The sequence below is a fragment of the Prevotella sp. AM23-5 genome (genome assembly GCF_003473645.1).
Lineage (GTDB): Bacteria > Bacteroidota > Bacteroidia > Bacteroidales > Bacteroidaceae > Prevotella > Prevotella copri_A.
In genome coordinates this window covers 18,419-34,793 of the sequence record NZ_QUCG01000006.1, presented here as the reverse complement: position 1 = coordinate 34,793, position 16,375 = coordinate 18,419, and the positions used below count along the sequence as shown (strand labels likewise).

General features: G+C 46.5%; 11 protein-coding genes and 1 pseudogene. 8 read left to right on the top strand and 4 right to left on the bottom strand.

Features of this window, described 5'->3' with window-relative positions; all coding sequences use genetic code 11:
• The first annotated feature begins 23 nt into the window (after nucleotides 1–23).
• Nucleotides 24–1,463 carry an amidophosphoribosyltransferase gene (locus tag DW657_RS02770; protein ID WP_118311323.1) on the top strand — a complete coding sequence of 480 codons (1,440 nt, stop codon included), beginning with the start codon at nucleotides 24–26 and terminating at the stop codon, nucleotides 1,461–1,463.
• A gap of 89 nt (nucleotides 1,464–1,552) precedes the next feature.
• Here the strand turns inward: DW657_RS02770 and uvrA are convergent, their stop codons facing one another.
• Together uvrA and DW657_RS02760 are read right to left on the bottom strand one after the other, a co-directional pair.
• Nucleotides 1,553–4,381 (bottom strand): excinuclease ABC subunit UvrA, encoded by a 2,829-nt coding sequence (gene uvrA / locus DW657_RS02765; protein WP_118311322.1) that lies wholly within the window; start codon nucleotides 4,379–4,381, stop codon nucleotides 1,553–1,555.
• A gap of 18 nt (nucleotides 4,382–4,399) precedes the next feature.
• Nucleotides 4,400–4,708 (bottom strand): annotated as a pseudogene (locus DW657_RS02760) (gliding motility-associated C-terminal domain-containing protein); the annotation flags it as partial.
• Nucleotides 4,709–4,954: 246 nt separating this feature from the next.
• On the opposite strand from DW657_RS02760, the gene DW657_RS02755 reads away from it, so the two are divergent.
• The 4 genes from DW657_RS02755 (at nucleotide 4,955) to DW657_RS02740 (ending at nucleotide 9,342) form a co-directional block, all read left to right on the top strand.
• Entirely contained in the window at nucleotides 4,955–6,361 is a 1,407-nt protein-coding gene (locus DW657_RS02755) for a LysM domain-containing protein (protein ID WP_118311321.1), read from the top strand.
• Nucleotides 6,362–6,408: 47 nt separating this feature from the next.
• On the top strand, nucleotides 6,409–7,179 hold the full coding sequence (locus tag DW657_RS02750) for a porin family protein (RefSeq protein WP_089542829.1): 771 nt from the start codon (nucleotides 6,409–6,411) through the stop codon (nucleotides 7,177–7,179).
• 40 nt (nucleotides 7,180–7,219) lie between these two features.
• Nucleotides 7,220–8,599, top strand: coding sequence for a nitrate/nitrite transporter (locus DW657_RS02745; RefSeq protein WP_118311320.1), 1,380 nt, complete (start codon nucleotides 7,220–7,222; stop codon nucleotides 8,597–8,599).
• A 68-nt stretch (nucleotides 8,600–8,667) separates the two neighbouring features.
• Nucleotides 8,668–9,342, top strand: coding sequence for a hypothetical protein (locus tag DW657_RS02740; protein ID WP_118311319.1), 675 nt, complete (start codon nucleotides 8,668–8,670; stop codon nucleotides 9,340–9,342).
• 276 nt (nucleotides 9,343–9,618) lie between these two features.
• Here the strand turns inward: DW657_RS02740 and DW657_RS02735 are convergent, their stop codons facing one another.
• Nucleotides 9,619–10,494: an RNA polymerase sigma factor RpoD/SigA gene (locus DW657_RS02735; RefSeq protein ID WP_089542826.1), complete on the bottom strand. Its 876-nt coding sequence runs from the start codon at nucleotides 10,492–10,494 to the stop codon at nucleotides 9,619–9,621.
• 300 nt (nucleotides 10,495–10,794) lie between these two features.
• Between DW657_RS02735 and DW657_RS02730 the strand changes: the two genes are divergently transcribed.
• Nucleotides 10,795–12,321 carry a peptide MFS transporter gene (locus DW657_RS02730; protein WP_118311318.1) on the top strand — a complete coding sequence of 509 codons (1,527 nt, stop codon included), beginning with the start codon at nucleotides 10,795–10,797 and terminating at the stop codon, nucleotides 12,319–12,321.
• A 140-nt stretch (nucleotides 12,322–12,461) separates the two neighbouring features.
• Nucleotides 12,462–12,686 carry a hypothetical protein gene (locus DW657_RS02725; protein ID WP_118311317.1) on the top strand — a complete coding sequence of 75 codons (225 nt, stop codon included), beginning with the start codon at nucleotides 12,462–12,464 and terminating at the stop codon, nucleotides 12,684–12,686.
• A 165-nt stretch (nucleotides 12,687–12,851) separates the two neighbouring features.
• Here DW657_RS02725 and DW657_RS02720 read toward each other — a convergent pair whose 3' ends face one another.
• Nucleotides 12,852–15,017, bottom strand: a complete 2,166-nt coding sequence (locus DW657_RS02720) for a S9 family peptidase (RefSeq protein ID WP_118311316.1) — start codon at nucleotides 15,015–15,017, stop codon at nucleotides 12,852–12,854.
• Nucleotides 15,018–15,220: 203 nt separating this feature from the next.
• Between DW657_RS02720 and DW657_RS18280 the strand changes: the two genes are divergently transcribed.
• Nucleotides 15,221–16,354, top strand: coding sequence for an AraC family transcriptional regulator (locus DW657_RS18280; protein WP_233546594.1), 1,134 nt, complete (start codon nucleotides 15,221–15,223; stop codon nucleotides 16,352–16,354).
• Nucleotides 16,355–16,375: the final 21 nt, after the last annotated feature.

Sequence of the window (16,375 nt, the reverse complement as noted above, 5' to 3'; positions counted from 1 at the left end):
ATAAAACATAGAATTATACTCTTATGGGAGGCATTTTCGGAACTATTTCCAAGAAAAGCTGTGTCGCAGACCTTTTCTACGGCACCGACTACAACTCACATCTCGGTACACGCCGAGGCGGTTTGGCAACCTACAGTAGTGAGAAGGGCTTCGTGCGCTCTATCCACAACTTAGAAAGTTCTTATTTTAGAACGAAGTTTGAACCTATACTCGACAAATTCGAGGGTGCGACATCAGGTATCGGTGTGATTAGCGATACAGATGCGCAGCCATTGATCATGAATTCTCATCTTGGTCGCTTTGCCATTTGCACAGTAGCCAAGATATTAAATAAGGATGAACTTACTCAGCACCTGTTGGATAAGAATATGCACTTTGCAGAGATGTCTTCAGGAAGTACCAACCCAACCGAGTTGGTGGCTCTTCTCATCATCCAGGGCAAGAATTTCCGCGAGGGAATCGAGAACGTGTTCCATCATATCAAGGGTTCCTGCACCATGATGATCCTTACAGAGGATGGCATCATCTGTGCCCGCGACAGTTGGGGACGTACACCTATTATTATAGGCAAGAAGGAGGGTGCTTATGCAGCTTCCAGTGAGACTACTTCATTCCCTAACCTTGACTTCGAGACTGCACACGAGGTAGGTCCTGGCGAAATCGTGAAGATTACTGCAGAGGGTATGGAGCAGATCCGTCCTGCCAACAAGAAGATGCAGGTTTGTTCTTTCCTCTGGGTATATTATGGATTCCCAACTTCTACCTACGAGGGCAAGAATGTAGAGGAAGCTCGCTTTACCAATGGCTTCAATCTTGCCAAGACAGATGATGTAGAGGTAGATTGCTGCAGTGGTATTCCTGATTCTGGTACAGGTATGGCGATGGGATATGCTGCCGGTAAGGGCGTACCTTACCAGCGTTGTATTGCCAAATATACTCCTACGTGGCCTCGAAGCTTTACACCTAGCAACCAGAGCATGCGCTCTCTGGTAGCCAAGATGAAGCTGATTCCTAACAAGGCTATGTTGAAGGGTAAGCGTGTGTTGTTCTGCGATGACAGTATCGTGCGCGGTACCCAGCTTCGCGACAATGTGAAGGTGCTTTTCGATCAGGCTGGTCTGAAGGAATGCCACATGCGTATCGCTTGTCCTCCATTGGTTTATGGCTGTCCTTTCATCAACTTTACTTCTTCCAAGAGTGACATGGAGTTGATTACCCGCAGAATCATCGAGAAGTTTGAGGGCGATGCCAACAAGAATCTGGAGAAGTATGCTACCACAGGTTCTCCTGAATATCAGAGAATGGTGGATGAAATTGCCAACCAGCTTGGATTGACTACACTGAAGTTCAATACCATCGAGCAGCTCGTGGAAGCTATCGGTTTGCCTAAGTGCCAGGTATGTACCCACTGCTTTGATGGCAGTAGTGCTTATACCTTGAATGAATTTGCAGACGAAGATTAAAATATAAAATCCCGATTTTCAGAACTTTGCATCTGATGAGCAAAGTCTTGGAAATCGGGATTCTTTTATCTCCTGCTAGCAAAGAATGGCTATTTCTTCTTCTGCAAGGGTGCCAGAAATTTGTAGGTATAGCCTATCTTGCTCTTTGCCATCTCTTCCGGTGTGCCGGCAAAGAGAAGCTGACCTCCACCTCGTCCACCTTCGGGACCCATGTCAATGAGCCAGTCGGCGAGCTTGATGACATCCAGATTGTGCTCGATGATAATCACCGTATTGCCTCTATCTACCAGTTTCTGAAGCACATCCATCAGAATGCGGATGTCTTCGAAATGAAGACCGGTGGTAGGCTCATCCAGGATATAGAGCGTCTTGCCGGTATCACGTTTGGATAGTTCGGTAGCAAGTTTCACTCGCTGGCTTTCTCCGCCCGAAAGGGTAGTGGAACTCTGTCCCAACTTGATGTAACCCAATCCTACGCTCTGTAATGCCTTGATCTTGTTGAGAATCTGAGGCACGTTCTCGAAGAACTCTACTGCCTGGTTGATGGTCATGTCCAGTACATCGGCGATGCTCTTTCCCTTGTATCTTACCTCCAGCGTTTCACGGTTGTAGCGCTTGCCGTGGCATACCTCACAAGGTACATAGACATCTGGCAGGAAGTTCATCTCGATGGTCTTGTATCCATTTCCGCCACAGGCTTCGCATCTGCCACCCTTCACGTTGAAGGAAAATCTGCCTGGCTTGTAACCACGGATCTTGGCTTCTGGAAGACCCACAAACAGCGAGCGGATGTCGCTGAATACACCTGTGTAGGTAGCTGGATTACTGCGAGGGGTTCTGCCGATCGGACTTTGATCAACATTCACTACCTTGTCGATATTCTCAATGCCTTCGATGCTGTCGTATGGCATCGGCTTCTTCAGGGAACGGTAGAAGTGCTGGGAGAGGATAGGCTGCAGGGTTTCATTGATCAGGGTAGATTTACCCGATCCGCTGACTCCCGTTACAACGATGAGCTTGCCGAGCGGAAACTCTACATCTACTCCCTTCAGGTTGTTGCCCCTGGCTCCACGGATGGTGATGCTCTTGCCGTTTCCTTTGCGGCGATGCTCAGGAATCTCTATTGCCATCTTGCCATTCAGATACTGGGCGGTGATGGTGTCGGTCTTCAGCATCTCTTTCGGAGTACCCTGGAAAACCACTTCGCCTCCCTTTCTGCCTGCCTTCGGACCGATATCTACAATCCAGTCGGCTGCTCGCATCATATCCTCATCATGTTCTACTACGATGACGGTATTACCCAGGTCGCGCAATTCCTTCAGGCTGTTGATGAGTCGCTCGTTGTCTCGCTGGTGCAGACCGATACTTGGCTCATCGAGGATGTAGAGCACATTGACGAGCTGGCTGCCAATCTGGGTAGCAAGACGGATGCGCTGGCTTTCACCACCAGAGAGTGACGCCGACTGGCGATTGAGAGAGAGATAGTTCAGGCCCACATCGAGGAGGAAGTTGACACGTGAGCGCAACTCCTTGATGATTTCGTGAGCCACCTTTGCCTTCATGGAAGGGAGGTGAGCTTCCACCTGTTCGAGCCAGTCGCGCAGTTCGTCGATGTCGAGATTGGCAACTTCCGAGATATTCTTGTCCCAGATACGAAAGGCGAGCGATTCCTTCTTGAGTCGCTGTCCATGGCACTCCGGGCATTCGATGGTAGATATAAACTGGTCAGCCCATTTCTTTCCTGCCGCACTCTCGTCATTCTCTATCACCTTCTGCAGATAGTCGATGATGCCATCGTAGGCGCAGAAGTAATCCGAAGAGGTATGCACCTTTTCTTTACCGATCTTTACGTTTTCCAGTGATCCATAGAGGATTTCCTGCATGGCATCTCCCGGAATCTCTGCGATAGGAGTCTTGAGTTTCAGATCATATTTCTCGAGCAAAGACTCAATCTGCCAGAAAATCATCTGGTTCTTGTATTTGCCGAGAGGGGCGATTCCACCTTCGTAGATGCTCAGGCTGTCATCCGGAATCACCTTCTTGATATCTATCTGGTTTACCTTTCCCAGACCCTTGCAGTGAGGGCAGGCACCTTCCGGCGAATTGAACGAGAACATATTAGGTGCCGGATCCTGGTAGGCTATACCGGTAACTGGATCCATCAGGCGTTTTGAGAAGTTCTTGCCCGTCTTTTCACCTTTCTCTATCACCATCACCATGCCGTCGCCCTGCTTCATGGCGGTAGCTACGCTCTTGCGGATGCGTTCCTCATCAGCTTCCTTCACCACGAGCTTGTCGATGACAACCTCGATGTTGTGCATCTTGTAGCGGTCGAGCTTCATTCCGCTTACCACTTCCTGGATTTCTCCATCCACACGTACATAGAGATAACCTTTGCGGCGCATACTCTCGAAGAGTTCGCGATAATGTCCCTTGCGCTGGCGAATCAGAGGAGCCAGCAGGAAGATGGCCTTTCCGGCATATTCATCGAGAATCATATCGATGACCTGTTCTTCGGTGTATTTCACCATCTCTTCACCGCTGCGGTAGCTGTAGGCTGTACCGGCACGGGCAAAGAGCAGACGGAGATAATCGTAAATCTCTGTTGTGGTACCTACGGTAGAACGAGGGTTCTTGTTGGTGGTCTTCTGTTCGATGCTGATGACCGGACTCAGACCGGTAATCTTATCTACATCCGGGCGCTCCATATTGCCCAGAAAGTTGCGGGCATAGGCAGAGAACGTCTCGATATAGCGGCGCTGACCCTCGGCAAAGATGGTATCGAAAGCCAACGACGACTTGCCCGAACCCGAAAGTCCGGTTATCACGGTGAGGGAGTCGCGTGGAATCTCAACATCAATGTTCTTGAGGTTGTGTACTCTGGCGCCCCATACATTTATCTTTTCTTCTGAATTCATATTCTAATTTCCGCTCACTTAATTGTTACTGTATTGTTCTGCTGTATATCCTCTGAGCAGGTTGACATCTCTTTTAATCTGATAGGTCTTGCCATCTGCTCCTTTTGCCTTGACCAGACAGAAATAGACTCCTTCCTTTACCGGCTTTCCCTTGTAGGTTCCATCCCATCCCGTGGCAGGGTCGCTCCACTCAAAGAGTTTCTGTCCCCACCTATTATATATATAGGCGTGAAACTCCTTGATGTTCTGGTAACCCTCCTTGGGCTTGTAGATGTCGTTGATGCCATCTCCGTTTGGCGAGAATGCGTTCGGCATCAGAAGGACACTGGTCTGTGTGCCTTCCTCCTCTCCGATTTCTTCCTGTGCCATCATTGGAGGGGTAAAAAGTGCCAATAAGGCACCAAGTAATCCTATTTTTTGTCTCATTTTGCAAATTATTTGTGCAAAGATAATAAAAAGCTGAGAGATATTGCGCTAGATGCGAGATTTTTTGTATTTTTGCAGGAGAAAACTTTAAATCATGTCGGTTACGGCAAGATTTTAGGATCATATAAACATTAAAAACAGGAAGATATGAAAAGAAACATAAGATATTTCTTGATGATTGTGGGGCTCATGCTCAGTGTTGGTATCTTTGCTCAGACAACGAAATGGCGTGACATCTACACAGTGAAGAAAAAGGATACTATTTTTGGTATTGCCAATAAGTATGGATTGAGTCTGCCGGAACTGATGGAGGCAAACCCTGAGATGAAGCAGGAAGGTTACATGCTCCAGAAGGGAACTACCCTCTTTATTCCTTTTGCCAGCGACCAGCAGAATCCTAATGCGCCTAAAAAGGCACAGAAGGAGGATAAGAATGCTGTTGCTTCCAGCAAACCGGCTGTAGCTGGAACCGCTGCCGCTCAGCAGAAGGTGGCGGCTAGTGATGCGGTGAAGATTGGCGTGATGTTGCCTTTGCATGATGTGGATGGTGATGGCAAGCGTATGGTGGAGTATTATCGTGGACTCCTGATGGCTTGCAATTATCTGAAAAAGAAGGGCATCTCTACCGATGTCCATGCATGGAACGTGCCGATAGACGCTGATATCCGCGCCACCTTGTTGCAGGAGGGTGCCAATACGTGTGATGTCATCTTTGGCCCGCTTTATACCAAGCAGGTGGCTCCGCTTGCCGGCTTCTGCAAGACCTATGGCATCAAGCTTGTGATTCCTTTCTCCATCAGCGGTGACGATGTGGAGCGCAACAAGGAAATCTTCCAGGTATATCAGAGTCCTGAAACATTGAACGAATGCACCATCAAGGCTTTCCTGAACAGATTTACCAATGTGCATCCAATCTTTGTAGATTGCAATGATTCTACTTCTCGTAAGGGAGCTTTCACTTTCGGACTTCGCAAGGAGTTGGAGAAGAGAAACATCAACTATAGTATCACCAATGTGAGCTCAAGCATCGACCAGTTTGCCAAGGCTTTCCTGCCAAGCAAGCAGAATGTGGTAATCTTGAATACGGGCCGTTCTCCACAGTTGACAGCCGTGCTCAACAAGCTGGATGAGTTTGACAGCAAGTATCCGGGTGCATCTATCTCTCTCTTCGGCTATACAGAGTGGTTGATGTACGCCAAGTACAATCTGGAGCGATTCTATAAGTACGATACTTATATCCCTTCTACCTTCTATTACAATCCGGTAGCCGAAAGAACGCAGAACCTGGAGAAGGCGTACGAGGGATGGTTCCATCAGCCGATGATGATTGCGCAGCCTCGCTTCGCCATCACGGGTTATGATCATGGTATGTTCTTCATCCAGGGTATCAAGAAGAAGGGCAAGGAGTTTACGGGTGAACGCCAGCAGGTGAACTATCAGCCAGTGCAGACTCCATTGCATTTCGTGAAAACGACAAAGGGTGGATACAAGAACAAGAACTTCCAGTTGATTCACTACACCTTCAATCACCAGATTGAATCTGTGAATTACTAGGACCGGTAGTTTTTTATAGTTAATCGTTTATAGTAAGAAAAGAAAGAATGAATAAAGTCAAGATAGGGGCGCTGTTGATGGGACTTCTCCTTTGGGGAGGACTCTCGGCACAGGCTCAGATAGGTGAGCATCGCAACGATTTTTCCATCGGATTCAACGGTGGCTATGTGCTCAGCTCTGTAGGATTCGAACCGGAGGTTCAGCAGAAGCAGCATGGAGGAATGACTGCCGGACTCTCGATGAAATATACTTGCGAGAAGTACTTCAAGACCATCTGTTCCATCTATGCAGAGGTCAACTATGCTAAGGTGGGATGGAAGGAGGATATTCTCGACATCGACAACCAGCCTGTCATCATCACCGAAACCAAGCAGCCGATGGCTTACAGCCGTACCATCAATTATATCCAGGTACCTGTTTTCGCTCACTTGGCTTGGGGTAGGGAAGAGAGAGGCTTGAACATCTTCGTGAATGCCGGTCCGCAGTTCGGACTCTACCTCAACGATTCTCAGACTACCAACTTCGACGTGAAGAATATGCCTAAGACAGATAATGACCGGGTAAGTATGGTAGTGGCACAAGATACGATGGCTGTAGAGAATAAGCTGGATTATGGTATCGCCCTGGGTTTGGGTGCAGAGTACAGCATCCCGAAAGTGGGACATTTTCTGGCTGAGGCTCGCTATTATTATGGATTGGGTAATATCTATGGTTCATCCAAACGAGATTATTTCGGAAAAAGTAACTACGGACAGATTGTGTTCAAGGTATCTTATCTCTTTGATATTTCAAGAACGAAGAATGTGAAGAGAAAGTAACTTCCGACAATGGTTATGGAAAAATAAGTAATAATATAAAATGAGTACAACAGAAAAAATTCAGATGAAATTGAGCGACTCGAAGTCAGCTCGCTGGACCGCCCTCTTCATCGTGAGCGTCACGATGATGTTCGGTTACTTTTTTACAGATGTAATGTCTCCACTGGAGCCTCTCTTGACAGCTGCCAAGGGGGCTGAGAATGGCCTCGGACTCGGATGGAGTTCGGATGAGTACGGCTTCTTCTCAGGAGCCTATGGATACTTCAATGTGTTCCTTCTGCTCCTCTTCTTCGGTGGTCTTATCCTCGATAAGTTTGGTATCCGTTTCACTGGTATCCTCTCAACTGTTTTGATGTTTGGTGGAGCTTTGGTGAAATGGTATGCTGTAGGTCATGAGTTTGGCGGTTCGGTAGTAGTACCATTCTTCGGTACTTACAGTACACAGGTAGTGATAGCTGCACTTGGCTTTGCCATCTATGGCGTGGGCTGCGAGATATGCGGTATCACAGTGAGCAAGGTCATTGTGAAGTGGTTTACGGGTCATGAGTTGGCTCTGGCAATGGGAGTGCAGGTGGCTACGGCCCGTTTGGGAACAGCCGCTGCCCTGGGCTTTTCTCTTCCTTTTGCAAAGGCAATGGGCGGTGTGTCTGCTTCTATTGCTTTGGGTGCAGCTTTGCTTTGCGCTGGTGTACTGGTTTATCTGGTTTATTGTGTGATGGACAAGAAGGAGGATGCTTCTGCAGCAGCTGTGGCTACTGAGCCGGAAGAAGGTTTCAAGTTTTCAGACTTGGGTGGTCTGTTCAAGACAACAGGTTTCTGGTATGTGGCTTTCCTTTGCCTGATGTTCTATGCAGGTGTATTCCCATTCCTGAAGTTTGCAACCAAGTTGATGATTTTCAAGTATGGTGTCGATGCTAATTTGGCAGGTCTGATTCCTGCGATGTTGCCATTCGGTACTATCTTCCTTACACCGTTCTTTGGTAGCATATACGACAAGTATGGCAAGGGTGCCACGCTGATGATTATCGGCAGTTGCCTCCTGACACTGGTACACGTAGTATTTGCCCTTCCACTCAACTCATGGGTGCTTGCCATCGTGATGATGCTCATCCTTGGCGTAGCTTTTGGTTTGGTACCATCAGCAATGTGGCCTTCTGTACCAAAGATTATCCCAATGAAACTCTTAGGAACTGCATACGCCCTTATCTTCTATATTCAGAATATCGGACTGGCTCTTATTCCAGTATGGATTGGTAAGGTGAATCAGGCTAACACGGGTGCCGATGGTGTCATCGACTATACAGAGACGATGACCATATTTGCAGCCTTTGGTGTGATTGCTATTGTCATCTCCTTCCTCCTCTTGTTGGAAGATAAGAGAAAGGGCTATGGATTGCAGCAGCCTAACGTGAAGAAATAATACTAACAGGAGATTTCCCTTCCAAGTTCACGGGGGAATCTCCATAAACTAAAAGAAAGGAAATAACCATGAACGCTACACCTGAATCATTGATTAAGGAATATGCTGACCCTATTGAGCAGCAGGAAATAGACAAGTTTATCTGTTCTGAAATGAGCAGGCAGATTCACCGATATATCAAGGGTATGTCGGGAACCAAACAGGCTATGCTCAAGTTTGAGGAAAAGCTGGCGAGCCTCTCTGTCTCAGAGAAAGAGAAGGCGATTGCCAAGTATATTGATTTGAATCGCAAGGCTTTGGATGGACTGGATCTGAAGATGATTCTCGTCCGTTCGGTGGCTAACTACTGTGATACCTTCCAGTATATGCTCGACTTTGTGAACGACAAGCGTAAGATGGTGTTCTATTATCATCGCTTGAAGGAGAAGTATATCCGTTACCATGAGGTCTTCGAGGAAAACGGCAAATTTGGCATGAAAGATCATCAGGGCAACGTGATGCTTCAGCCTGTCTATGATTTCCTCCGCACTTGCTATATCTATAATGATGACTTGAGCATCATGCCGGTTATTGCAGAGAAGAATGGCAAGATGGGACTCGTGATGCCTGACGGAAAGGATACCATCGTGGCTGATTTCCTTTATGATGAAATCTGTCTGAGAGATGAGTATCCATATTTCGAGGCGGTGAGAGACGGAGTAAACGGATTGATTGATAAGTTCGGAAACTTCGTTAACAATTAATTGTTAATAAAGCTTTTGCCCTTTCAGGGCGACAGGTTAGCACCTATGACAACCCAGGGTGTTGCCCTGGGCTAGGAGCTTTTGCCCTTTCAGGGCGTGTGTGTAAAAAGAGAAAGGGCAATCAGATTGGGATGAACCAACTGATTGCCCTTTTTGTTTCAGTTGTGGGTAACACAACTGAGCTTTATTTATTTTTCTCTCGTCTTCGATATGGATAGAATTCCTGTTTCAGAATTCAGAATTTCTGTTTCTTAATTCTTGGTTTCTGTTTCAGAATTATCCCAAGTATTTCATCAAGATCTTGATCTTTCCGCTTTCACGGAGCTTGATGATACTCTTCTCGCGAATCTGGCGTACACGCTCACGGGTGAGGTTGAATTCGCTTCCGATTTCTTCCAAACCCTTCTCGTGGCAACCGATGCCATAGCAGTAGCAGAGAATCTTGCGCTCGCGTTCCTTCAATACTGTTGCCAATACGCGCTGGAGCTCGCTCGCCATAGACTCGAAGTCAACACCCTTGTCGGTACGGCTATCATCACCAGAAGCCATCACATCTACCATCGCATTGTCATCGTCATCACTACCGAATGGAGCATCGATACTCATATGGTGGTTGTCTGCCTTGATGGTCTGGTCAATCTTGCTTTCCTCCATCTTGGTAATCTGTGCCAGCTCTGCAACAGAAGGCTTGCGCTGGTTTTCCTGCTCGAACTTGCTGATTTCGGCGCTGATCTTGCTCAATGCTCCTACCTGGTTCAAAGGCAGGCGAACGATACGGCTCTGCTCAGCGATAGCCTGGAGGATGCTCTGGCGAATCCACCATACTGCGTATGAGATGAACTTAAAACCACGAGTTTCATCAAATTTCTCTGCAGCCTTTACCAAACCGATGTTTCCCTCGTCGATGAGGTCTGTCAGACCCAAACCCTGATGCTGGTATTGTTTAGCAACAGATACAACGAATCGGAGGTTTGCCTTGACCAGTTTTTCCTTGGCACGCTCACCCTCACGACCGCCTTTGCGAATCTTCTGGGCCAGCTCAATCTCCTCATCAATAGAGACCATAGGTTCTCTACCAATCTCCACCAAGTACTTGTCGAGTGCTTCACTGGAACGATTGGTTATACTCTTGCTAATCTTAAGTTGTCTCATAAATATCCTTTTACCTTTCTTTTTTGTTTTAATCCAATATTTATACTGTCGGAATCCACCTTTACGGTTTCGGGCTGCAAAGGTACAAAAAAAAACGCAATCTTATTGTAATAGAAATGGAAAACTTTTGCATTATTTGTCTATTTTTTAGAAATTTAGACGTTTTTGAATATAAAAATGGTATTTGATATAACGATTTTTAGGCATTGAGTTTGAAATATGGAATAATTTGTGTATCTTTGCACAGAATTTGCGAGAAAAGAATAACTAAATAATAAAATTATAAAATAACAAAAAATTATGTTTGAAAATCAACCAAAAGGTCTGTGGGCCTTAGCTTTGGCTAACACGGGTGAGCGTTTCGGTTACTATACCATGCTTGCAGTGTTCTTGCTCTATTTGCAGGCTAACTTCGGTTTTGAAACCGGATTGGCAAGTACAATTTACTCTACCTTCCTGATGATGGTTTATTTCCTCCCTATCATCGGCGGTATCGCAGCCGACAAGTTTGGCTTTGGACGTATGGTTACCACGGGTATCTTCATTATGTTCATCGGCTACCTTGTGCTTTCGCTTCCTCTTGGCAAGGATACTGTTGCCATTGCTGCCATGGGCATTTCGCTTATCCTCATCGCTTTGGGTACCGGCTTGTTCAAAGGTAACCTGCAGGTGATGGTAGGTCGTCTCTACGACGAGCCACAGTTTACCAGCAACCGTGATTCCGGTTTCTCTCTCTTCTATATGGCTATCAACATTGGCGCTATGTTCGCTCCTACAGCAGCCATCAAGATTATGAAGTGGGCGCAGGAGAGTCTGAGCGTATCAGTGGAGGATTCATACCATTTTGCATTCGCTGTGGCATGTGCTTCGCTTATCATTAGTATCGCCATCTACTATGCCTTCAGCTTTACATATAAGCACGTGCTTGCTTCTGAGACCAAGGGTAAGGACGACAAGACTCCGGTTAAGGAGACTAATGAGCTTTCCAAGGCTGAGACCAAGGAGCGCATCATCTGCCTCTGTCTCGTATTTGCTGTGGTTATCTTCTTCTGGATGGCTTTCCACCAGAATGGTAATACATTGACACTCTTTGCACGCGACTATACTCAGAAGACATCTGAGGGCTTGCAGTCAATGGCATTCGATGTGACCAACCTCGTAGCCTGCATCTTCGTGGTTTACGGTTGCTTCGGTCTGGCACAGAGCAAGACTGGCAAGGGTAAGGGCATCTCTCTTGGTGTCATTGTTGCTGCCATCGCTTTCCTCTTCTACAAGTACAGCAACCTTGAAGGTGCCGTAGATGTTGAGGCTCCTATCTTCCAGCAGTTCAACCCATGCTATGTAGTGGCATTGACACCAGTGAGCGTTGCTTTGTTCTCATGGCTTCACAAGATAGGCAAGGAGCCTACATCTCCTGAGAAGATTGGTTTGGGTATGCTCGTTGCAGCTCTCGGTTTCGTATGGATGGCTGTAGGTTCTATGGGGCTGGAGCTTCCTTTGACACAGGGCGATCCTGCTACAGAGGGTACACGTGTAAGTGCTAACCTCCTCATCTCTACCTATCTCATCCTTACTTTCGCTGAGCTTCTGCTTTCTCCTATCGGTATTTCGTTTGTATCGAAGGTAGCTCCTCCAAAGTATGCTGGTTTGATGATGGGTCTCTGGTTTGGTGCAACAGCCATCGGTAACCAGTTGGTTATGATTCCTGGCATCATGTGGGGTCAGAACTTCAACCTCATTGCCATCTGGGGTGTTCTCGCAGGTATCTGCCTGGTTTCAGCCCTCTTCATCTTCTCTATCATCAAGAAGTTGAATCGCGTAAGCTAAATCAAAAATATCATATACAAAAAAGGCTTGCTTCATTTCCGAAGCAAGCCTTTTTATCATATTTCCAGAAAAAAACATCTTTTTCTTTGCTAGTTTGAAAAGAAAGTTGTATTTTTGCAATGTTTTAAACATAAAAGCGTATGACAGCTCGGGAAGATAGAGAAAAGTTAAGGTCTAGCCGTGAGAACTTGAGTAAATTCTTCTATGATTTGGCTAAGGCTACTTTCACAGCTATGGTTGTGGGTGATGTAGTAACTATGTTTTTAAAAGAAGATGTAACAACTACTGCTGTTTGGCTCTTTGTTACTGGTTTAGTTACAACAAGTTTGTTGTCTACGATTGGGTACAGAATTTCTAAATTGTAAAGATATGGAAGCATTAATTATGACATTGGCTGGTACTGGAGTAGTAGCTTTGGTATTAAATATTTGGTTAAGTACCAAATCTGGTAAAAAATGGCTTAAAAGTCTTTAAGGAAAAAACGAGGTATCAGGCGTAACCTGTTACCTCGTTTTTTCGTTTTTAATATATTATTTCTTCAACCACTTGTCCAACCAGCCGAAGAAGGTGCGCTGCCAGAGCACGCCGTTCTGTGGCTTCAATACCCAGTGGTTCTCGTCAGGATAGATAAGAAGCTCGGCAGGGATGCCACGCATGCGAGCGGCATTGAAGGCGCCCATGCCCTGGTTGGCATTGATGCGATAGTCCTTTTCGCCGTGGATGCAGAGAATTGGAGTATCCCACTTGTCAACGAACTTATGAGGACTGTTCTCGTATGTCTTCTTAGCGTTGGCACTCTGATCCTTGTTCCAGTAAGCATCATCATACTCCCAGTTAGAGAACCAAGCCTCCTCGGTATCTGTGTACATGCTCTCAAGGTTGAATGCGCCATCGTGAGCGAGGAATGCCTTGAAACGCTTGTTGTGATGACCTGCAAGATAATAAACTGAGAAACCACCAAAGCTGGCACCTACACAGCCCAGGCGATCCTTATCTACGTATGGAAGATTGTTGGCTGCATCGTCGATGGCAGAAAGATAGTCGTTCATGCACTGACCAGTCCAGTCTCCTGAAATCTCCTCGTTCCATGCACTTCCGAAACCTGGAAGACCACGGCGGTTAGGCAATACGATGACGTAACCGTTGGCTGCCATGATCTGAATGTTCCAGCGATAGCTCCAGAACTGGCTGACCGGACTCTGAGGACCGCCCTCGCAGAAGAGAAGGGTAGGGTACTTCTTGTTGGCATCGAAGTTAGCTGGCAACATGATCCATACCAGCATCTGCTTGCCGTCGGTGGTCTTTACCCAGCGCTGCTCGCACTTACCCATGTTCAACTGACTCAGGATGTGGTCGTTCTCACGGGTAATCTGTTCTACCTTGGTACTCTTGGCATTCTTGCCTGGTGTTACGATGTAGATATCGGTAGGGTGACTCATGCTAGCCTTGGTAGCGAGAAGTTTGTTGCCGTTGTTGGCAAGAGCGATGCTTCCGTAGTCTGCCCACTCGTTGGTAATCTGCTTTACTTCGCCCTTGAAGTTAGCCTGATAGAGGTTCAGGGTTCCGTGCCATACGCCGATGAAGGTGAGGCTCTTGTTGTCCTTGTTCCATACGAAGCCCTCTACGTTGGAGTCGAACTTCTCTGATACATAGTTCTTCTTGCCGGTAGCAAGCTCATAGACACAGAGGCGGTTGCGGTCGCTCTCGTATCCGTCGCGAGCCATGCTCTGCCAAGCCACGTACTTGCCGTCGGCAGAGAACTGAGGGTTGATGTCGTAACCAGGATTGTTCTTCAGATTCTCAGGTGCATTTACAGCCTGGTTCTTCATGCTCTTGGTTGCATCAATCTTAGGCTCTACATAACCAGCCTCCTTGCAGAGGTTCTTGGTCTCGCGCGTACCTATATTATATAGGTAGATGTCTGAATCGGTAGAGATGGCATATTGCACGCCCTCCTTCTTGCGACAGGTATAGGCGATGGTCTTGGAATCCGGACTCCAGGCCAACTGCTCGATGCCACCGAATGGAGCCATAGGACACTCGAAAGGCTCATCCTTCAGGATATCCTCGCCGGCGTTGATGGTGCCATCCTCTGCAACATCAGCCACGAAAGGATGAAGGATACTCTCTACGTAGTGATCCCAGTGGCGATAGTTCATGTCGGTAACGAGACGACCTGTAGCCAGAGGAAGATCAGAAGGATTCTTCTTGATGGTTCCGTGATAAGGCAACTCCTTGATGAGGATTACCTTCTTGCCATCTGGAGAGAAGCGGAATCCCTGGATGCCCAATTCATCATTGGTGAGCTGTTTTCTGTCAGTACCATCAGGGTTCATACTCCAGAGCTGTCCGCCACGGATGAAGGCAATCTTCTGTCCGCCCTGAATCCAGGCAGCATCAGTCTCGCTCTTGGCATCAGTGGTCAGTGCCTTCTGGTTCTTGCCATTGGCATCCATGATGAAGAGCATCTGATGGCCCTTGTTCTCCTTTACACTGTAGTAACCTACCTGGTAAACCACCTGCTTGCCGTTAGGCGAAGCTTCAGCGGCACCGATTCTACCCATCGCCCAAAGAGCTTCTGGGGTCATCAGGTGGTTCTCCACCTTGATGTTGTTCTTTTCAATCATAGTCTGTGCATCGGCTGTATTTGCTCCCATGGTGAGAGCAGCTGCAGCCAAAATCATCGCTTTAATCATATTTTTAAGATATTATTAATAATTTGTTGCAATCTTCTAAATATTCCGTGCAAAGTTACAGAAAATTAATGAGAAAACAAAATTATTCTTCTTTCTTTACTAAAGTCTGCGTTTTTTTTCGTAAATTTGCATCTCAAATGATACAGTTTAGCTTTAAATGCTAAATTTTCAGGGATATAAGTAAAGATATAAATATTTAGTAAATGAATACATTATTTCTTGTGCAGTTTGCTTGCTGCATTATAATGTTGATGTTGGGCTTGATATTGGTTTTGTCTAGGTTTCAGATTCGCTGGTCCAACCGTCGTTACGAGGTGTCTCGTTGGCTCCTTGCTTTTTCCATGTTTGTACTTGCTTGGCATTATGTCTTGCAAATGGTTTGTGGTTTCCGTGCTAAAGGCGATGAGATTGGAGCTGTTGTCAATGTTCTCTTCTATTCTCCTGTCTCTTCCTTTATTTCCTATGCCACTTATAACTTAATTTGTTATCGTGGCGGGCGGAAAAAGTTTGCCTTGCTGGGATGTGTGAGTTATGCATTGATATTGATTTGTTTCTTTTTCGGATACAATGATACTCCTAGGGGGATGCATATGGGCGAATGGCTTTATGTGATGCTCGCATTATTTGCTGTTACCATCATGTATAGCACTTATACCACGGTTATTGAGATGCGTTATCATCGAAAGATTATCGAAGAAAACACCACGGAAGACTTGCTTCCTTTTGATAAATATACCTATACCACTTACGGATTGGCGGGTATAATGGTTTTGGCGATGGTAGGCGCTATCTGCTATCGTCCGCTTCTTTATTGTGTGGGACCCCTGATGCTTTTTTCCTTGATTTCCTTTACCATCAGTTTCCTGGGATATGGCTATAATATGATTCCTGCGGAGGTGAGACTGGAGCTGGATACAGCCGATGAACCTCTTGAAGTGATGGAAGAGAGTGAGGACGTGGGATTGGCTTCTGAGAAAATCTCTATCATAGAATCGATGCTTACCAGTTGGTGTGACAAGGGTGGCTTCAGAGACAGTACGGTAAATATGCCGATGCTTTCTGTTAAGTTGGGCATTCCTCGCAATGAATTGAGCCTGTATTTCGAGAACTATCTGAAGAGCAGTTTCAGAATCTGGCTCAGCGATATCCGTTTCAAGGAGGCGCAGCGTATGCTGCTGGAAGAATGCAGGTACAGCAATGATACCATTTCTTCAGAATGCGGCTTCTCATCCCACGCTCATCTCTATAAGATTTTCAAGGCTAAGACGGGATTTACACCAGGACAATGGAGAGACTCTGTTCGGAAAAACCGGTTCCCTGATGTGGATGGATTATAAAAACTATCTTGAGGAGTATGA